Genomic DNA, 19,109 nt, shown 5'->3' with positions numbered 1-19,109 from the left:
GTCGCCCCGGCTGCTGAGTTGCTAAGACGCCGTACTCGATGCCTCTCCCGGGCGTCTGCGTTGTCTGCGAATTGTCTTCTTTTTATTCGCGTTTATTGGCGTTCATTCGCGGACGTATGTCTTGTGAACGCTCGCCACGATCCGGTCGGTGTCACCTGCGGATGGCTTCACGAAGGATCAGGTTCGCCCCGCAGCAGCCGATCCACGGCGGCCGAAAGATCGTCGACGATGGGCACGTCCGCCCAACGCTCATCGTCGGCGTCGATGGTCTTACCCGAGCGCACGCCAATCGCGGTGATGCCGGCAGCATGCGCTGCCTGGATATCGGTCGGGCTATCGCCGATCATCACGCATTCGGCGGGGCCAAGATGCCAGCGCCCCATGATGTCGTCGAGCAGACCGGTGGCCGGCTTTCGACAGCCGCAGTTGGCTTCGGCGGTGTGGGGGCAGAAGAAGATGCCGTCCAAGGCCACGCCGAGGTCGCCGATCTGGCGGGTCATCTTGTCGTGCATGGCCAGAAGCGCATCGTATTCAAACAAGCCACGGCCCAGGCCCGACTGGTTGCTGGCAACCACCACGCGCATACCTGCGTGTTTGAGCCGGGCGATGGCCTCCAGGGCGCCGGGCAGGGCATGCCATTCGGCGGCCGACTTGATGAACGCCGGGCTGTCGCGATTGATCACGCCGTCGCGATCAAGCACGACCGTGGACAGTGTCATGACGCGTTCTCCACCGATAGACACGAGATATCGGCCACTTTACGACACTCGGTATCAATGGCCACGAGCAGGGCCAGGCGGTTCGCGCGCAGGGTGGCGTCGTCTGCCATGACCATAACGGCCTCGAAAAACGCGTCCAGCGGCTCGGCCAACGGTGCCAGGGCGGCCAGCGCCTCGGTATAGGCGCCTTCGGCCGCGGCGGTATCAATACTTGCGGTCTGTTCGACCAGACGGGCGTGCAGGGCCTGCTCGGCGGGCTCGACCAGATGTTCGACAACGATCGCTTCGGCAATCGTTGCCTCGTCGTTACGCTTCAGGATATTTCGAATACGCTTGTGGGCGCCGCACACGATCGCCGCCTCGGGCAGGCGCTCGAAGGCCTGTACCGCGGCCAGCCTGGCATCGAAATCGACCGGATCAGTCACGTTCTGCGCCGACATGGCCGCGAACTGGGCCGGTGTGGCGCTCTTGTCCAGATAATAGCCACGCAGCCGCTCCATCAGGAACTGCCAGAGTGCGGCTTTCGTGTCCGGGGCGGCGTCGACCGGCTGCGCGGCGATGGCCTGCTCGATGAGGGCGGCCAGATCCAGTCGCATGCCGGATTCGATCAGGGTGCGCAGCACACCCAGCGCGGCCCGGCGCAGCCCGAACGGATCCTTGTCGCCGCTGGGGCGCTTATTGATGGCGAAAATGCCCGCCAGGGTGTCCAGCCGGTCGGCCAGCGCCAGCGCACGCCCGGCCGGTGAGGCCGCGATCGGCGCCCCGGCCGCGGCCGGGGCATAGTGCTCGACGATGGCATCGGCCACGGCCGTGGGCTCGTTTTCCTCGCGGGCGTAATAGCCGCCCATCACACCTTGTAGCTCGGGAAACTCCCCGACCATTTCGGTCACGAGATCCGTTTTGGCCAGCACGGCGGCGCGCGCAACGATCGCCGGATCAGCCTGGGCCGGTGCGGCCAGTGTGGCCGCCAGGGCAGCAACCCGTGCGCTTTTGTCGGCGATACTGCCCAGCGATTGCTGGAAACTCACGGCTGCCAGAGCCGGAATCCGCGCGGCCTGGCCGGCGCGCTTGTCGGCGTCCCAGAAGAACAGGGCATCGGCCAGGCGCGGGTCGACCACACGCTGATTGCCAGCCACGACCTGGGCCGGGTCACGGCTTTCGATATTGGCCACGGTGACAAAACCAGCCATCAAGGCACCGCTATCGTCGGCGACCGGAAAATAGCGCTGGTGCCCTTCGAGCGTGGCGATCAGGACTTCTCGCGGCAGACCGAGATAACGCGTATCAAAACGCCCGGCGACGCCGACCGGCCATTCCACCAGGGCAATGACCTCCTCAACGAGGGCCGGGTCGACCAACGCATGGCCGCCCAGCGTGTCGGCCGCGCGATGCACCTCGGCCTCGACCAGCGTATGTCGGGCATCCATATCGACCAGCACATAGCCCGGCGAGCGCAGGCGTTCGATGTAATCCTCAGCCTGGGCCAGTTCGATCTCGCCCGGGTGATGAAAGCGATGACCGCTGGTATGGCGCCCGGCGACCACATCAAAGACCGACAGATCCAGAACCTCGGTGCCATGCAGGGCAACCACCCAGTGTACGGGGCGCACGAAGGCAGCCTGTGAGTCGCCCCAGCGCATGCGCTTGGGGATCGGCAGGTTCTTCAGGGCGTTGTCGACCGCGCCCTGGAGGAGCGCGTTCAAGGGCTGGCCCTCGCGGGTTCCGCGATAGAGCAGCCGCTGGCCCTTGTCGGTGTCCTCGACCTCGAGAGCCTCCATGGCCACGCCGACCGAGCGGGCAAACCCCTGACCGGCCTTGGTGGGCTGGCCGCTCTCGTCATAAGCGATGGCCAACGTGGGGCCCTGTTTCTCGACGGCCTCGACCGCGCTTTCGGCGGCCACGGCCTCAATCATCGCGGTCAGGCGACGCGGCGTGGCCAGGGCGGTGGTTTCACCACGGGCGATACCGGCGCTATCCAGCTCGGCGGCCAGTTGGCGGGCAAATGTCTCGGCCAGCGGGCACATGGCCGCCGGCGGCAGTTCCTCGAGACCGATTTCGATGAGTAGCGTGGCCGTCATGCCGCGGTGTCTTCCTGATTCGGGGTGAGCATGGGAAAGCCCAGCGCTTCGCGGGCATCGTAATAGGCACGGGCCACGCCGCGCGCCAGCGTGCGCACACGCAGGATGAAGCGCTGGCGCTCGGTGACCGAGATGGCATGGCGTGCGTCCAGCAGATTGAAGGCATGCGAGGTCTCCAGCATGCGCTCATAGGCCGGCAAGGGCAGGCCATGATCCACCAGGGCAAGACATTCGGTCTCAAGCTCGTCAAAGCGTCGGAACAGGGCATCGACCGGGGCGTGCTCGAAGTTGTAGATCGACTGCTCGACCTCGTTCTGGTGGAACACATCGCCGTAATAGACCGTGCCATACGCCGACTTCGACCACACTAGATCATAGACCGACTCCACGTTCTGGATATACATGGCGATGCGCTCCAGCCCGTACGTGATCTCGCCCGAGACCGGCCGACAATCGATGCCGCCGACCTGCTGGAAATACGTGAACTGGGTGATCTCCATGCCGTTGAGCCAGATCTCCCAGCCCAGACCCCAGGCGCCCAGCGTGGGCGACTCCCAATTGTCCTCGACAAAGCGCACGTCATGGATCGACATATCCAGACCCAGCGCTTCCAGCGAGGCCAGATATTGCGCCTGAATATCCTTGGGCGAGGGTTTCAACAGCACCTGGAACTGATAATAGTGCTGCAGGCGATTGGGGTTTTCACCGTAGCGGCCGTCGGTCGGGCGACGCGAGGGCTGCACGTAGGCCGCACGCCAAGGCTCTGGCCCGATCGAGCGCAGAAAGGTCGCGGTATGGAAGGTGCCGGCCCCCACGGCCATATCCAGCGGTTGAACCACCACACAGCCACGATCGGCCCAGAACTGCTGCAGCGTAAAGATGAGCTGTTGAAAATCCATTGGTCTGCGCTCTATCGATTCAGCGGGCATTGTAACGAACCCCGTCGAATGACGACGGCCCGGCGGATCTGCACTTTTTTAATGCAGTGGTCAGCTACAGGTCTAAAACAGTGCAATTTACGGCACCAAAATAGGGCAAAAGCAGGTAGCAGACCGGTTTTGCGCCATAGATGACGTGGCACGGAACCTGCCTTTATAGTGCACCCGTTGTACTGGCTGCGGGATACGGCAGACAGCAGCGCACCCATCCATCAAGGAGTGATCATGGCGAGTAAAGCGCTCGAACTCATCAAGAAGACCGAGGCCAAGTTCGTGGATTTTCGTTTCTGCGACGCCCGCGGCAAAGAACAGCACATGACCATGCCGGCGCACGTCGTCGACGACGAGTTCATGGAAGAAGGCAAGATGTTCGACGGCTCGTCGATCGACGGCTGGAAAGGCATCAACGATTCCGACATGGTGATGATGCCGGACGACAGCACCGCGGTGCTGGATCCGTTCTTCGAAGAGCCGACCGTCAACATTCGCTGTGACGTGCTCGAACCCAACACCATGATGGGCTACGAGCGCGACCCGCGCACCGTGGCCAAGCGCGCCGAGGCGTATCTGGCCTCGACCGGCATCGCCGACACCGCGCTGTTCGGCCCGGAAGCCGAATTCTTCATCTTCGATTCCGTGCGCTGGAACAACGACATGCAGAGCGCCGGCTTCGAGATCGACTCGGAAGAGGGTGCCTGGAACACCGGCCGTGCCTACGCAGAGGGCAACATGGGCCATCGCCCGGGCGTGAAGGGCGGCTATGTGCCGGTCCCGCCGGTCGACTCCCAGCACGACATCCGCTCGGCCATGTGCCTGGCCATGGAAGAAATGGGCCTGACCACGGAAGTGCATCACCACGAAGTGGGCACCGCCGGCCAGGGCGAGATCGGCATGTTGTTCAACACGCTGGTCAAGAAAGCTGATGAAACGCTGACCTACAAGTACTGCGTGCATCAGGTCGCCCATGCCTTCGGCAAGACAGCCACCTTCATGCCCAAGCCGCTGGTCGGCGACAACGGCTCGGGCATGCATGTCCACCAGTCGCTGGTCAAGGACGGCAAGAACATCTTCTCCGGCGACGAGTACGGCGGCCTGTCGGACACCGCGCTGTATTACATCGGCGGCATCATCAAGCACGCCAAGGCCATCAACGCCTTCGCCAACGCCTCGACCAACAGCTACAAGCGTCTGGTCAAGGGCTTTGAAGCCCCGGTGCTGCTGGCCTACTCGGCGCGTAACCGCTCGGCCTCGATCCGTATTCCGTGGGTCTCCAGCCCCAAGGCCCGTCGTATCGAGGTGCGTTTCCCCGATCCGACCGCTAACCCGTACTTTGCCTTCGCCGTGATGATGATGGCCGGCCTCGACGGTATCCAGAACAAGATCCATCCGGGCGAAGCCATGGACAAGGATCTCTACGATTTGCCGCCGGAAGAGGAAAAAGCCATTCCGACCGTCGCCCAGTCGCTGGAAGAAGCGCTGCAGGCGCTGTCCGACGATCGCGAGTTCCTGAAGAAGGGCGATGTCTTCACCGACGACCTGATCGATGGCTACATCGAGCTGAAGTCCGAGGAAGTGCTGCGTCTGAAGATGAGCACGCACCCGGCCGAGTTCGACCTGTACTACAGCTGCTAGGGCGCGTCGTCATAAGATATGCCGTCGCATTGCCCGCACCGGACGTGTCAGGCAAGGCGCGGGCCGCCGAGCGTGGCTAGCCACGGTCAAGGTCCGTAACGCCGCATGGCGCGTCCGGCGCGGGCAACCCGAATGGGCCGGTGGCCAAGCCGCGGCAATCCTGCGTTATCGTTCGTTTACGTGGAATAACCACGCTGCACTCGCGATGCCTTGTCTTGCCGCGGCTTGGCTACCGGTGCGCCGGCTTATCTTATGACGACACGCCCTAGGGCCCGTTGCCTAAGCGCCGGGTCGCAAGACAGGACGCATCCGTTCGCGGGTGCGTCTTTTTTTATGCCTGCACGACCCTCGTTTTTGCGTCACGCTCGGGCCATGATCCGGCCTGCTTACTGTTATCTGATGGTTGCCGTCCTTGTCACGGTCGGTGCGAGCGCACTCGCGGCTCCGGTCTATGTCTGGACGGATGCTGCCGGCGTGCGCCACTACAGCGACCGCGCGGCCAGCCCGGCCGCCCGTCGCGCCGATCAATCGATACGGGCGCTGGCCGAGCCCGCCGATAGCCCGGCCACGACGTCGGCGGCCACCCCGCCCGGGGCCAGTCATACGCCAAGGATTGCCACCCCGGGCCCGGGGGCACGTATTGTCGATCCCCGCGGTGAGGCCACGATTTCGCTGATGATCCCCGACGGTCTGGGCCCGGATGAGCGCTTGATCTATCGCCTGGACGGCCGTGTGCTGGAGGACGCCCCGCCGCGGGCCACGCGTCTGGCCGTCGACCGGCTGGTCCCCGGCCGCCACGAGCTGGATGTCGAGCTCGTGGCACACGACACACCCACCGGCCGCACCGATCACGTGGTGTTTGAAATGGCGCTGGGCGCGGGTTCCGCGGCCGGGCCGACGTCGACACCCGCACCGGGCGAGCGCGCAGGACGTCCGCCCAGCTGAGACGAAGCGGCTGTGTCATGCAGCCATGGCCCGAACCTTGCAAGCCAGACGTCATGCACAAAGCCACCCGCCCCGGCATCCCGCCGGGCAATATTCTCGATAATCTGCGTACGGCCGTCGTCTGCCTCGATGCCTCGCTGACCGTGAGCTATCTGAATACGGCCAGTGAGATGTTGTTCGGCGTCTCGGCCCGGCATTGTCATCACGAGGTCTTTGATCGGGCATTGCCGTATCTGGCCGATCATCGCCCGCGCTTGACCGCGGCCCTGGCCGAAGGCGCGGCTTACACCGAGCGTGAGTTGCATCTGGCCGCCGGCGAGGGTGACCCGCTGATCGTGGATTGCACGGTCACCCCGTTCACCGAAGACGATGGCCAGCCGGCACTGCTGTTGGAGTTCCTCTCGCTGGATCGACAGCTGCGGATCTCGCGCGATGACCAGATGCGGATCCAGAATCTGGCCAACCGCGAGATGATTCGCGGGCTGGCCCACGAGATCAAGAACCCGCTGGGCGGCTTGCGCGGCGCGGCCCAGCTGCTCGAGCGCGAGATCGATGATCCGGGGCTTGTCGAGTTCACCACCGTGATCATCCGTGAGGCCGACCGGCTCCAGAATCTCGTCGACGGCATGCTGGGCCCGCGTCGGCCGCCCAACAAGCAGCCGATCAATATCCACGAGCCGCTGGAGCACGTCCGCGCATTGGTATCAGCCGACATGGCGGCCGATGTTTCGCTGGTGCGTGATTATGATCCCAGCATTCCGGCGTTGGCCGCCGATCGCGAGCAGCTGATACAGGTCTTTTTCAACCTGATCGGCAACGCCCTGCATGCGCTCGACAATGCCGGCCAGGTGATGATTCGGTCGCGTACGCAGCGGCTGTTCACCATCGGCGGGGTTCAGCACCGACTGGTCGCCCGCGTGGATATCATCGATAACGGGCCGGGTATCGATCGTGATCTATTGCCGCGCATCTTTCACCCGATGGTGAGCTCGCGCGCCGATGGCTCGGGCATGGGCCTGCCGATCGCCCAGTATCTGATCCATCTGCACGACGGCCTGATCGAATGCGAAAGCCGGCCCGGCCAGACCGTGTTCAGCGTGTTTCTCCCCATGGGCGAGGCCAGCGAATGAGCGCGCCCGTATTGTTTGTCCAACCGATGAGCCGTGTATGAACCTGTCACCGGCAAGCGAGCTGACTGTCTGGGTCGTCGACGACGACGAATCGATCCGCTGGGTGCTGGAGCGCGCGCTGGGCGGCGCGGGCATGCAGGTGACCTGTTTTCCCGGTGGCGCCGAGCTGTTGGACGCCCTCGACGAGGCCACGCCCGACGTGCTGCTTACCGATATTCGCATGCCGGGCATCTCCGGGCTGGATCTGCTCGAGCGCGTCCATGCCGTGGTGGCCAGTCTGCCGATCATCATCGTGACGGCTCATTCCGATCTCGATTCGGCGGTGGCTTCTTATAAAAGCGGGGCCTTTGAATATCTGCCCAAGCCGTTCGATCTGGATGAGGCCGTGGAGCTGGTCACGCGGGCAGGGCGTTTGTCTCGCGAGGCCGATATTCAGCGCCCGGCGCGTCAGGCTGCCGGTACGTCGCTGATCGGTGAAGCTCCGGCCATGCAGGAGGTCTTTCGGGCCATCGGGCGTTTGTCGGCGTCCAATATCACGGTGTTGATCACCGGGGAATCCGGCACCGGCAAGGAATTGGTTGCCCATGCCTTGCACGAGAACTCGCCCCGAGCGGCCCGGCCGTTCATCGCCGTCAACACCGCTGCCATTCCCAAGGACCTGATGGAGTCCGAGTTCTTCGGCCATGAGAAGGGCGCGTTCACCGGGGCGGCCGCCCAGCGCCGTGGGCGTTTTGAGCAGGCCCACGGCGGCACGCTGTTCCTCGACGAAATCGGCGATATGCCGGCCGATCTACAGACCCGGCTGTTGCGCGTGCTTCAGGACGGCCAGTTCTATCGCGTGGGCGGGCATCAGGCGGTCAGCGTGGATGTGCGCATCATCGCGGCCACCAACCAGGATCTGGAAAACCAGGTCAAGCACGGCCACTTTCGTGAGGATCTCTATCATCGCCTGAACGTCATCCGCCTGCGCGTGCCGCCGCTTCGTGAGCGCCGCGAGGACGTTCCTCTCTTGCTGGATTTCTTTCTGGCGCGGGCAGCCGACGAGCTGGACATGGAGCACAAGACGCTCGGCGTGCCCGCGCGGGATTTTCTCACCGACCTGGACTGGGCAGGCAACGTCCGTGAGCTGGAGAATCTGTGTCGTTGGCTGACCGTGATGGCGCCCGGGCGCGAGGTGGTGCTCGAAGACCTGCCGCTCGAGCTGCGCCGGGACGCACCGACCGGGCCAACCAGTCGCACCGTCGCGCCAACGCCTGCGTTGTCGCCGGACAATACCCCCGCGCCCGAGTCATCGCAGACAAACGACGTTTGGGATGACGCGCTGGCGATCTGGGCCGATCAGGCGCTTGCGGCCGGCCAGGCGCACCTGCTCGACGAGGCCGTGCCGCGCCTGGAGCGGGTGATGATCCGTGCCGCGCTGGCCCATACCCACGGCCATCGCCAGGATGCCGCGCGTCTTCTGGGCTGGGGCCGTAATACGCTGACCCGCAAGATCAAGGAACTGGATTTATAAGCGCCGGCTTGCGCGACGGCCGTGCCGCGCTCTACCGTCAGGGCCGGTGAACTTTCGAGTCATGGCGTATGTGTCTGATCGTCGTCGCCTGGCAGGCGCATGCCACGCATGATCTGCTGTTGGCAGCCAATCGTGATGAATTCCATGCCCGGCCAACGCGTGCCGCCCACGTGTGGGCCGATCCGCCGGGCCTGGTCGCCGGGCGTGATGAAAAAGCCGGGGGCGCATGGTGTGGGGCGGACCAGCGCGGACGGTTCGCCGCGGTGACCAATATCCGGGATCCTCAAGCGGGCGCGGCTGGCCCAGCGCCTCGCTCGCGCGGTGACCTGGTGCGTGATTATTTCGCCGACGACTGGTCGGCCCAGGCCTGGGCCGCGCACGTGGCCGACAACAGCGCTGCTTATGGCCCGTTCAATCTGTTGGTTGGGGATCAGAACGCGCTCTATCACGTGGCCAATCGTGGCCGGAGCGCGCCGCGCGCTGTTGCCCCCGGCGTCCTGGCGATCAGCAACGGTTTATGGGGCGATCACTGGCCCAAGACCGAAAAAGCCCGCCAGCGCATGCAACAATCCCTGGCCGATGACACGATCGCTGCAGACACGCTTCTGACGCTTCTGGCCGATACCGACCGAGCTCCGGTGGCTGAGCTGCCGGATACCGGCATCGATCGCGACGCCGAGCATTTCCTGTCGGCCATGTTCATCAAGAGCCCGACCTACGGCACCCGTGCCGCCAGCGTTATCCGGCGGGACCGGGCCGGGCATATCGATTTCACCGAGCGCGGTTTTGATCCTGCCGGGCAAGCCGTGCACCGTGTGCAACACAACTGGCTCATCGAGACACGTTCCACATGAAACCCATCCGTGCCTATGGCAGCTGGCCCTCATCCATTTCCGCAGCCCATGTCGCGGCCGCCGGCCGCAAGTTCGCCGATCTGACGGTTGATACCGCCGGCGACGACGGCGGCACGCTGCTCTGGGTCGAGGCGCGCCCGGAAGAGGGCGGGCGCAGCACGATCGTGCGCAACGATGACGGTGCGCCGGTCTCGCTCATCGATGCGCCGATGTCCGTCGCCAGCAGCGTCTACGAATACGGCGGCGGGGCCATTGCCGCCCACGGCGGGTTTGTCTGGTTCGTCAACGGCTCGGATCAGGCGATCTGGCAGCGCGACCCGGAAGGCGAGCTGGCCGCGATCACCGACGTCGAGGCCGATCTGCGGTTTGCCGATCTGCAATACGATCGGCGCTTTGGCCGCCTGATCGCGATCGCCGAGACCCTCGACGAGGCCACCCACGAGCCGGTCGCCCGCCTCGTGGCCGTACATCGTGATGGCCGGGTCGAGACCCTGGCCGAGGGCCATGATTTCTATGCCAGCCCCCGGCTGTCGCCGGGTTCACAGCGCCTGGTCTGGCTGGCCTGGAATCATCCCCACATGCCCTGGGACGTGACCGAGCTATGGGCCGCTGATATCGCCGATGACGGCACCATCGGGGCGGCGGCCCCGCTCTGGCAGCCGGACGATGTGTCGTTGTTCGGCCCGGTGTTCGACCCCGACGGCGTGCTGCATATCGTGGCCGACGTCGACAACTGGTGGAATATCCACGTCGAGCAGGCCGACGGCGGCTTTGCGCGGCTGACCAACGAGGCCGCGGAGTTCGCTGTGCCGCAGTGGGTGTTCGGCCAGTCGACCTATGCCTTCACCGCCAGCGGGCGGCTGTTCGCGCTGGCCACCCACGATGGTATCTGGGAGCTCGGCGAGGTTGATCGCGAAACAGGCAGGTTCCGAACGCTGCGCCAGGATTTCGATTTCTATGAGCAGATCGTGGCTCTGGATGAAGCCGTGGCCGTGGTCGCGGCCAACCCGGCACGGGCCAAGCATGTGCGCCTGTTCCACGCCGACGGCTCGACCGAGATCCTGCAGGCGGCCGATTCCCTGCCGGCGGATGTCGCACTCTCACGCCCGGAATCCGTGAGCTGGGCAACGGCCGACGGCAGCCAGGCGCACGGCCTGTTCTATGCGCCGGTCAGCGAAAGCTACGGTGCGCCGGAGACCGAGCGCCCGCCGGTGATCCTCAAATGCCACGGTGGGCCGACCGGGGCCACCAATACCGCGCTCGATGCGCGTATCCAGTATTGGACCTCGCGCGGGTATGCCGTGCTGGATGTGAACTATCGCGGGTCGACCGGCTACGGCCGAGCGTATCGCCAGGCCCTGGCCGGCGCCTGGGGCATCGCCGACGTGGCTGACTGTGAGTACGGCGTGGCGCATCTGGCCGAAGCCGATCGTATCGATATTGATCGGGTATTGATCTCTGGCTCCAGTGCCGGCGGTTATACCGTACTTTCGGTACTGACCTTCACCGATCTGGCGGCGGCCGGGGCCAGCTACTATGGCATCGGCGATCTCAAACGGCTGCTGGCCTCGACCCACAAGTTCGAGTCGCGCTATCTGGACCGGCTGATCGGTACGGATACAGCCACGCTGGAGGCACGCTCGCCGCTGTATCACGCCGAGCAGCTGTCTTGCCCGGTATTGTTTCTACAGGGCATGCGCGACAAGGTCGTGCCGCCCGACCAGGCCGAATCGATGGTCGCGGCACTACGCGAATCCGGCGTGGCCGTGGCTTATGTGGCCTTCGAGTCCGAGCGTCACGGATTCCGCGATGCCGACAACATCATGACTGCCATCGAGGCCGAGCGAACGTTCTATACCCGTGTGCTGGGCATTGCAGAAGTCGATGATCTGGAGCCCCTGACCATCGAGAACTTCGACGGCGGCGGTTAGCCGGTCTCGGGCGCATCGCCCGCGGGCCGATCGTGGCGGGCCACGAAGCGACGGTCGATCCGGTCCTTGATCTGCCAGAGCAGACGCGACGGCGGCAGGCTCAGGCGTCCGCGCAGGGCAAGCGCACGCCGCTCGCCCAGCGAGATGAGCGCCAGAGCGGTCCGGGGCGCCTTGAAATCGACAAGGGCACGCGCCGAGGCCGCGCGCGCCAGGTTATCGGCCAGCACCGAGATCTGGCGTACGGCATAGACACCGGATTTCGGCCGTGGCTCGGGCAGGGCGATGACGTCGCCGGCGGCAAAGACATGGCGGTGTGAGCGCGAGCGCAGATGCCAGTCACAGGCGATGAAACCATCGTCGTGCAGGGCCAGGGGCGTGTCCGCCAGCCAGGCCGGCGCCCGGGCCCCGGTGGCCGCGATCACGCAGTCGGCCGGCTGGTGGGTGTCGTCGTCCAGAATCAGGCCCGTGTCGTCCAGATCCACCACGCCGCGCCCGGTGATGACGTTGACGCCGGCCCGATCCAGCGCATGCGAGAGTGCGCGACGCACCCGCTCCGGCACGCCGGCCATCACGCCGCTGCGTGCCACCAGATCCAGCGCCGGGCGATCAGAGCGCCCGCCATAGCGATAAGCCAGCGACAGCATCAGCTCCACCCCGCCCGCGCCGCCGCCGACAACAGCCAGGCGACGCGCCTGATCGTCCTGATCCAGCCCGTGCTCGAAACGCGCCAGGCCGGCCAGCAGCGCCTCGACCGGTTTGACCGGAATCACCCGCTCAGGATGGTCTTTAGCCAGTGCGCCCGGGGCGGTGCCGATATCAAAAGAGACGATATCCCCGGCGAGCCGCTGCCCGTCGGCCAGGGTCAGCGTGGTGCCGTCAAAACCGGTCACGTGCGTGCTGATGAACGTGGCTCCCAGCTGTGCCAGCAGGCCGCCGGCCTCGATCGCCAGTTCGGCCCGGCTGTAATGCCCGGCCACGTGGGCCGGGAGCATGCCCGAGTAATAAAGCCGCGGATGCGGTGAGACGAGAGTGATGCGTGCATCAGGCGCGCCGTTGGCGGCATAGGCCCGTAGCACGCCGACATGTGTATGGCCGGCACCGATCAACACGATATGCGTCATGATTGTTCTGCCCTGGATGAAAATGAAGCGGCCGGGGCCGCGTATTATCGCGCGTTGAGGCATACGCCGCCCGGCGGCCATTGAAAACACATGGGCAAGACAAATGTGTGTTCGGCGCGGGCCGCAATCGTGTTAAACAAGAGATATGCAGAACCAAAAATACATGCCAGTGCGCCTGTAGCACGGCAACCCACCTCTTGTGCGATACGCTGGGGTGGTTGACTCGGCGGGATGTCGCCGAGCGTATTTCGACCAGATGCCAGCAGACACGGGTTTCGATCGTTTGACGGACAAGCAACATACGCGCGCCTGCAAGTGCTGGGCCACCGGATTATTGACCACGGGCTCGCTGGTCGCCGCACTCGCCTGGGCCGGCCCGGTGCTGGCCGATACGGTAACGGTCGAGATTTCCGGTATCGATAATCCGTTGCGCACCAACGCGCGCAAATCTTTGTCGGTGGCTGCCAAACACGAGGACACCTGGAGCGGCGCGCGCATCCAGACGCTTTATCGTCTGGCGCCCAAGGAGATCAAGCAGGCACTGGCCCCCTACGGTTACTACGCGCCCGAGATCGACACCGAACTCACGCCCCCCACGGGCGATGCCGATACCTGGCAGGCGCGCTTCACGGTCAAGAAAGGCCCGGCCACGAAGATTCGGGCCCTGAATATCGCCGCCCGTGGCCCCGGCGACGAACTGTCGGCCCTGCAAAGTGCGATGCGCGACACTGAGCTGGCCACCGGACAGCGGCTGGTGCAGTCGCGTTATACCGCCACCAAGAGCGCGATGTTCAACGCGGTCTATAACGCCGGCTATCTGGACGCCAAGTTCAGCGCCTCGGCCATTCGTGTGGATCCGGAAGAAAAACGCGCCGAGATCGATCTGGTGCTGGATACGGGCGAGCGGTATTACTTTGGCCCGGTCACCTTCAAGCAGGATCTGCTGGCTGATGACTTCGTGCAGCGCTTCGTGCCGTTCAGCCAGGGCCAGCCCTACAGCGCACAAGAGCTCATCGATCTACAGCTGGTTCTCAACGACAGCGACTACTACAGCCAGATCGAGATCGACGCCGAGCGTGCCCGGGCCCAGCGCAAACTGTCCGAAAACGCCTGGTTCTATGATCTGATCTATCCGCCGAGCGATCCGTTGGAATCCATCGGCCAGCTGCGTATTCCGGTGACCGTGACGGCCCAGCCGAGCAAGGGCCAGAGTTACAAGTTCTCCGCCGGCTACGGGACCGACACCGGCCCGCGCGTGGGCGCCGGCGTGACGTTTCGTCATCTCAACCGTCAGGGGCATCAGTTCCGCCTGGATACCCGTGTCTCACAGATCCAGCGTTCGTTGCAGGCCGCCTACGATATTCCGATCGAAAACGTGGCCAAGGACAAACTCTCGTTCACGGGCACGATCAACAACGAGCAGTTCGGCGATATCACCTCGACCTACTACGGCGTGGGCGTGGTGCGAGATACCGGCTGGCAGCTGGGCCGCAAGCGCGCTTATCTGCGCTTCCAGCAAGAGTTCTATGACCTGGGCGATGGCAATCGCAACAGTATTCTGCTTTACCCCGGCTACAACATAACCCTGCAGAAGGCCGACGATCTTCTGTTTACCCGCAAGGGCGTGAGTGCCTCGGCTGATGTCCACGGTGCGGCCGAGGCGCTGGCCTCGTCGACCAACATGATCTCGGCCGAGCTCAACGGGGCCGCGGTATTGCCGATCACCGACAGCACGCGCCTGGTCACACGCGGGCGCCTGGGCGCGATCGGCACCGACAATTTCGAGGATGTGCCGCCCAGCCAGCGTTTCTTTGCCGGCGGCGCACAGAGCGTGCGCGGTTACAGCTATCAGTCGATTTCGCCGACCAACGACGACAACGAGGATATCGGCGGGCGCTATGTCGCGACCTTCAATATCGAGGGCGACTGGTTCTTCTACAAGAAGTTTGGCGTGGCGACCTTCTTTGACGCGGGCGACGTGGTCAACTCGGTCAGCGACTATGCGTTGAAAAAAGGCGTGGGCGTGGGCTTTCGCTATGGTTCGCCGGTCGGCATGGTTCGCCTGGACGTGGCCCATCCGCTGGATGACGCCGGCGGCGATTTCGCGATTCACTTCAGCCTGGGACCGGATCTGTGAGCCAGCCCGACAACACGCCGAACAAGCCGGCGGCCAAGAAGACAGACAAGCCGAAGAGCGCGTCGCGTCGCTGGTTGGGCCGCTTCGGTCGGTTCTGCAAATGGCTGCTGATCGTCCTGCTGGTGTTACTGGTCGTGCTGATCGGGCTGATCGCCTGGATCGGTGGCACCAACAGCGGCACCGCGTTCGCCTGGCACCAGGCCAATCGGTTCTTGCCGGAGATGATCCATATCGATCGCCTCGAGGGTAAGCTCATCGGCCCGCTGCATGTGGCCGGTGTGGACTACACCACGGATGCGATGACCGCCCATGTCGGCTCGATCGATTTCGATATGGACTTCTCGGCCATCTGGCACCGGACGGTCCACGTGAAACATCTGGACGTGAACCAGGTGGACTACGAGGTTCTCAAGGAAAGCGAGCCCAAGCCGGAAGAGCCGGCCGGTGAGCCGTTCTCCTTGCCGGATGCCATCGACCTGCCGGTGACGGTCATCGTCGATCGGCTGTCGGTGGCCAACGTCACGGCCATCACGGCCCCCGAGGCCGAGCCGCTCAAGGTTGATCGCGTGGCACTGGAAGGCGCGCGTCTGGACGAGGCCCAGTGGCAGATCAAATCCCTGACCGGCCACGGGCCGCTTTTCGATATCGACGCCCGGGCCGGGGTCACGCCGCGCGGTGGCTATGCCACCAATCTGCACGCCACCGCCAAGCTGCGCCTGCCGGACTATGCGCCGATCGATGCACGCGCCGATATCCAGGGCAGCCTGGACGATCTGGCGCTGGATATCGGGGTGGCCGCGCCCTATAACCTGGCGGTGACCGGCCACGTGACCAATGCACTCACGGCACTGGCCGTGGATGCCCGTGTTCAGGTCGATGATCTACAGACGAAAAAGATCGCCGATTCCCTGCCGGTGCTGACCGCCAACGCTGACGTCAGCGCCAAGGGCCCCATCGACGATCTGGGTGTGAATCTGGACGCCGACGTCGATAGCGCCGATTACGGCCGTGCCACGCTGGACGGCGGGGTGCGCTATACGCCCAGCCAGGTCACGATCCAGGCGTTGAAGATCGGCGTGCCGGCCACTAACGGCCAGCTCGTGGCCAACGGGGACGTCGCCTTGGCTGAAGGCAACGCCATGGACGTGACCGTAGACTGGAAGAACTTGGGCTGGCCGCTGTCGGCCACGCCCCAGTACAAATCCAAGAAAGGCCGCCTGGCACTCCAGGGCGCCCTGTCGGATTACGATCTGGACACGCGCCTGGATTGGCAGGTGGTCGGCCAGACCGCGGGCACGCTGGCCGCCCAAGGCTCGGGCAGTACCGAGGCCTTCAAGCTGGCCCAGCTGACCGTCGACGGCGGGCCGGGCACGATCCGGGCCAACGCCGATGCGCGTTGGGCGCCGAGCCTGGACGTCACTGCCCACGTCGAAGGCCAGCACATCAACCCCGGCGCCGTGGTGGCCGACGTGCCGGGTGATTTCAATCTCGTGGCCGACGTGAGCGCCAAGCAGCCCGAGGGCGAGGCCTTGACCGCCACGGTGAACAAACTCACCGCCAACGGCTCCCTGCGTGGCCAGCCGCTGGATCTGAACGCACGCGCGCGCTATCTGGGCGACCACGTCAACGTCGAAACGCTGCACCTGGTCTCGGGCGCGGCCACGGCCGACGTCAAGGGCACCTTCGGCTGGACACCGGATGCCGCGCTCAACGGCCAGTGGTCGATCCACTCAACCGATCTGGGCACGATCATGCCGGGCCTGGCCGGCCGGCTGGATACCGAAGGCCAGGTCAAGGGCCGTGTGAAGGCCCCGGTGGCCAACGCCACGCTCACCGCCGACGATATCGATGCCTTTGGCAACAAGGTGGCCCATGCCAGCCTGGATGCCGATCTCGACTGGTCGGGCAACACACGCTCACGCGTGGATCTGGCCGTCGATGGCATCAACGCCGGCGGCCAGGATATCCGTCGCGTGACGCTCAATCTCGACGGTACGCCGGCGCGGCATGATCTGTCGTTGAATCTCGACAGCGATATCGCCACGGCCGATCTGGCCCTGAACGGCTCGCTCAACAAGAAGACCTACCAGGAGCGTTTCACGCTCAATCGGCTGACCGCCGGCTACGGTGATCTGGCCCCCTGGTCGCTGGCCGGCCCGGCCAGCGGTGCGGTATCGGCCGAGGCACAGTCGATCAACGATGCCTGTCTGACCTCGGGCGATGCCCGGCTGTGCATCACCGGCAGCCACGATGCCAAGACCAGTATCGCCAAGATCGATCTGTCGAACTTCAACTACGACTATGCCAAGCCGTATTTCCCTGAGGGTCTGGCGGTGACCGGTGCGATTTCGGGTACGGTGGATGCTCGGATCCCGACCGGCGGGGCGCCGACCGTTCAGGCGGATCTATCGACAACCGCCGGCAACGTGACCGTGACCACGCCCACGGGCGAGACGGTCGAAGCGCTGGTCATGCAGCCCGGGTCCATCGTGGCCAATATGGCCAACAACGGGGTGGATGCCCGCGTGGATCTGCCGTTTGCCGGCGATGACGGGCTGCAGGCCCGGGTTTCGGTCGCCGAGGGCGCGGCCCCGCTGACCGAGCACAGCCTGGATGGCAGCCTGCGCTTGAACAAGTCGCTGGGAATCCTGGCCGATCTGTCGCCCGAGGTGGATAGCTTCGAGGGCAGCCTGGCGGCCGATCTGTCGTTTTCCGGCACCGTGGCCAAGCCCAACGTGCTGGGGGACGCCAGCCTGAACGCCTCGAAGATCGTACTGGTCACCCCGGGCCTCACGCTGACCGACGTGTCGCTGGCGGCCAACGGCCGGGGTAACGCGATCGGCATCACCGCACGGGCGACCTCCGGTGGCGGCACGCTGTCGGCCGACGGCCAGATCGGGCTGGAGGAAAGCGGGCAGACGGTCGAGCTGGCCATCACCGGCGATCGGTTCCAGGTGGCCAATATTCCTGATGCCACGGCTTATGTCAGCCCCGATCTGAACGTATCGGTCACCCCGGACAAGGTGTCTGTCACGGGCTCGGTCACGATTCCCGAGGCCGCGATCACGCCCAAGGATCTGCCCGAAAGCGGGGTGACGACCGTGTCGTCCGATCAGGTCATGGTCACCGATGAGAACAAGACCACCGATGCCGTGGCACGGGCGATCGCAGCCAACGTGAACGTGATCCTGGGCGATGACGTGCGCATCGAGGCGTTCGGCCTGAAAGCCAATCTGCAGGGCAACCTGCGTGTGGTACAGAACCCGGGTGATGCCAACCCGACCGGCACCGGGGCGATCAATATCGTGGACGGCTCGTACAGAGCCTACGGCCAGAGCCTGGATATCCAGTCCGGCAAGATTCTGTTTGCCGGCGGGCCGGTTAGCCAGCCGGGCCTGGATATCCGTGCCGCGCGTTATCCCGACCCGGATGTGACCGTGGGCGTGCATGTGCGCGGCAGCTTGACCGCGCCCGAGCTGACTTTGTTTTCCGACCCCACCATGACCCAGTCCGAGCAGCTGTCCTGGCTGCTGCTGGGGCGCGCGCTGGACCAGACCAGCGGCCAACAATCCAGCCTGGTGGCGCGGGCAGCTCTGGCGCTGGGCTCGTCCAAGGGCAACCAGGTGCTGCAGAACATCGGCGACAAGCTGGGCGTGGATGTGGGTCTGGGCGCCGGGGCCGGCGAGTCCTCGAGTGAGACCGCACTCACCGTGGGGCGTTATCTGTCACCGCGGCTATACGTCAGCTACGGGCTGGGCCTGTTCGATCAGGTCTCGACTGTGTCGATGCGCTATAGCCTGTCCTCACACTGGGCGCTGGAGACCTCGTCCAGCGGCCAGGCGACCGGCGGCGATATCATCTGGACGTTCGATCGGTAAGAACCGGGCCCTGATGCACACATCGCGGGCTCGGCCGGCGATGTGTGCGGTCCGACGGCCTATTGCCGTTTCATACGAGTGCCGCTTTCGTCGAGAGTCCGCGGCGTGTCCTGCAAGGCGCGACTCGCGGCTCTGGCTGTGCCACGTTCAAGACTCGCCAGCGCCACGGCGCCCATCTTCAATTTTACGGGCGGCCCAACCCTGTGGGATAAGCGCCCGAAAATTAAAGACGT

At 64.8% G+C, this 19,109-nt stretch carries 12 protein-coding genes; 8 read left to right on the top strand and 4 right to left on the bottom strand.

The genetic code is table 11. The annotated features are described in order from the left end of the window. Positions 1–167 precede the first annotated feature (167 nt). From gmhB to glyQ, 3 genes are read right to left on the bottom strand one after another with little or no spacing between them, the layout of a single operon-like run. Positions 168–719: a D-glycero-beta-D-manno-heptose 1,7-bisphosphate 7-phosphatase gene (gmhB, locus tag SAJA_RS03680; protein ID WP_123657310.1), complete on the bottom strand. Its 552-nt coding sequence runs from the start codon at positions 717–719 to the stop codon at positions 168–170. Continuing rightward, entirely contained in the window at positions 716–2,797 is a 2,082-nt protein-coding gene (gene glyS, locus SAJA_RS03675; protein ID WP_123657309.1) for a glycine--tRNA ligase subunit beta, read from the bottom strand. Before glyS ends, gmhB begins: the two co-directional genes overlap by 4 nt. Continuing rightward, positions 2,794–3,696 (bottom strand): glycine--tRNA ligase subunit alpha, encoded by a 903-nt coding sequence (gene glyQ, locus SAJA_RS03670; RefSeq protein ID WP_123657308.1) that lies wholly within the window; start codon positions 3,694–3,696, stop codon positions 2,794–2,796. Before glyQ ends, glyS begins: the two co-directional genes overlap by 4 nt. Before the next feature lie 264 nt (positions 3,697–3,960). On the opposite strand from glyQ, the gene glnA reads away from it, so the two are divergent. The 6 genes from glnA to SAJA_RS03640 all read left to right on the top strand — a co-directional run bounded on the left by glnA (position 3,961) and on the right by SAJA_RS03640 (position 11,740). Continuing rightward, positions 3,961–5,367: a glutamate--ammonia ligase gene (gene glnA / locus SAJA_RS03665; RefSeq protein WP_123657307.1), complete on the top strand. Its 1,407-nt coding sequence runs from the start codon at positions 3,961–3,963 to the stop codon at positions 5,365–5,367. A gap of 399 nt (positions 5,368–5,766) precedes the next feature. Beyond that, positions 5,767–6,312 carry a DUF4124 domain-containing protein gene (locus tag SAJA_RS03660; RefSeq protein ID WP_184999730.1) on the top strand — a complete coding sequence of 182 codons (546 nt, stop codon included), beginning with the start codon at positions 5,767–5,769 and terminating at the stop codon, positions 6,310–6,312. Between the two features lie 53 nt (positions 6,313–6,365). Beyond that, the gene (glnL, locus tag SAJA_RS03655) at positions 6,366–7,442 is read left to right on the top strand and encodes a nitrogen regulation protein NR(II) (RefSeq protein WP_123657305.1); all 1,077 of its coding nucleotides are present in this window, start codon (positions 6,366–6,368) and stop codon (positions 7,440–7,442) included. 37 nt (positions 7,443–7,479) lie between these two features. Continuing rightward, positions 7,480–8,955, top strand: a complete 1,476-nt coding sequence (gene ntrC, locus SAJA_RS03650) for a nitrogen regulation protein NR(I) (RefSeq protein WP_123657304.1) — start codon at positions 7,480–7,482, stop codon at positions 8,953–8,955. Positions 8,956–9,023: 68 nt separating this feature from the next. Beyond that, positions 9,024–9,809, top strand: coding sequence for an NRDE family protein (locus SAJA_RS03645; protein ID WP_123657303.1), 786 nt, complete (start codon positions 9,024–9,026; stop codon positions 9,807–9,809). Then, the gene (locus SAJA_RS03640; RefSeq protein ID WP_123657302.1) at positions 9,806–11,740 is read left to right on the top strand and encodes an alpha/beta hydrolase family protein; all 1,935 of its coding nucleotides are present in this window, start codon (positions 9,806–9,808) and stop codon (positions 11,738–11,740) included. The genes SAJA_RS03645 and SAJA_RS03640 overlap by 4 nt, the downstream gene beginning before the upstream one ends. Here the strand turns inward: SAJA_RS03640 and SAJA_RS03635 are convergent. Further along, positions 11,737–12,861 (bottom strand): FAD-dependent oxidoreductase, encoded by a 1,125-nt coding sequence (locus SAJA_RS03635; RefSeq protein WP_184999729.1) that lies wholly within the window; start codon positions 12,859–12,861, stop codon positions 11,737–11,739. The genes SAJA_RS03640 and SAJA_RS03635 overlap by 4 nt on opposite strands. Positions 12,862–13,117: 256 nt before the next feature. On the opposite strand from SAJA_RS03635, the gene SAJA_RS03630 reads away from it, so the two are divergent. Further along, positions 13,118–14,998, top strand: a complete 1,881-nt coding sequence (locus tag SAJA_RS03630; RefSeq protein ID WP_123657300.1) for an autotransporter assembly complex protein TamA — start codon at positions 13,118–13,120, stop codon at positions 14,996–14,998. Then, complete coding sequence (locus tag SAJA_RS03625; RefSeq protein ID WP_123657299.1) at positions 14,995–18,876, top strand: translocation/assembly module TamB domain-containing protein; 3,882 nt, start codon at positions 14,995–14,997, stop codon at positions 18,874–18,876. The genes SAJA_RS03630 and SAJA_RS03625 overlap by 4 nt, the downstream gene beginning before the upstream one ends. The last annotated feature ends 233 nt before the right edge of the window (positions 18,877–19,109 follow it).

It is taken from the genome of Salinisphaera japonica YTM-1 (assembly GCF_003788585.1).
GTDB lineage: Bacteria > Pseudomonadota > Gammaproteobacteria > Nevskiales > Salinisphaeraceae > Salinisphaera > Salinisphaera japonica.
Note: the sequence above shows the minus strand (reverse complement) of the source record. Positions and strands in the feature narration are given on the sequence as shown.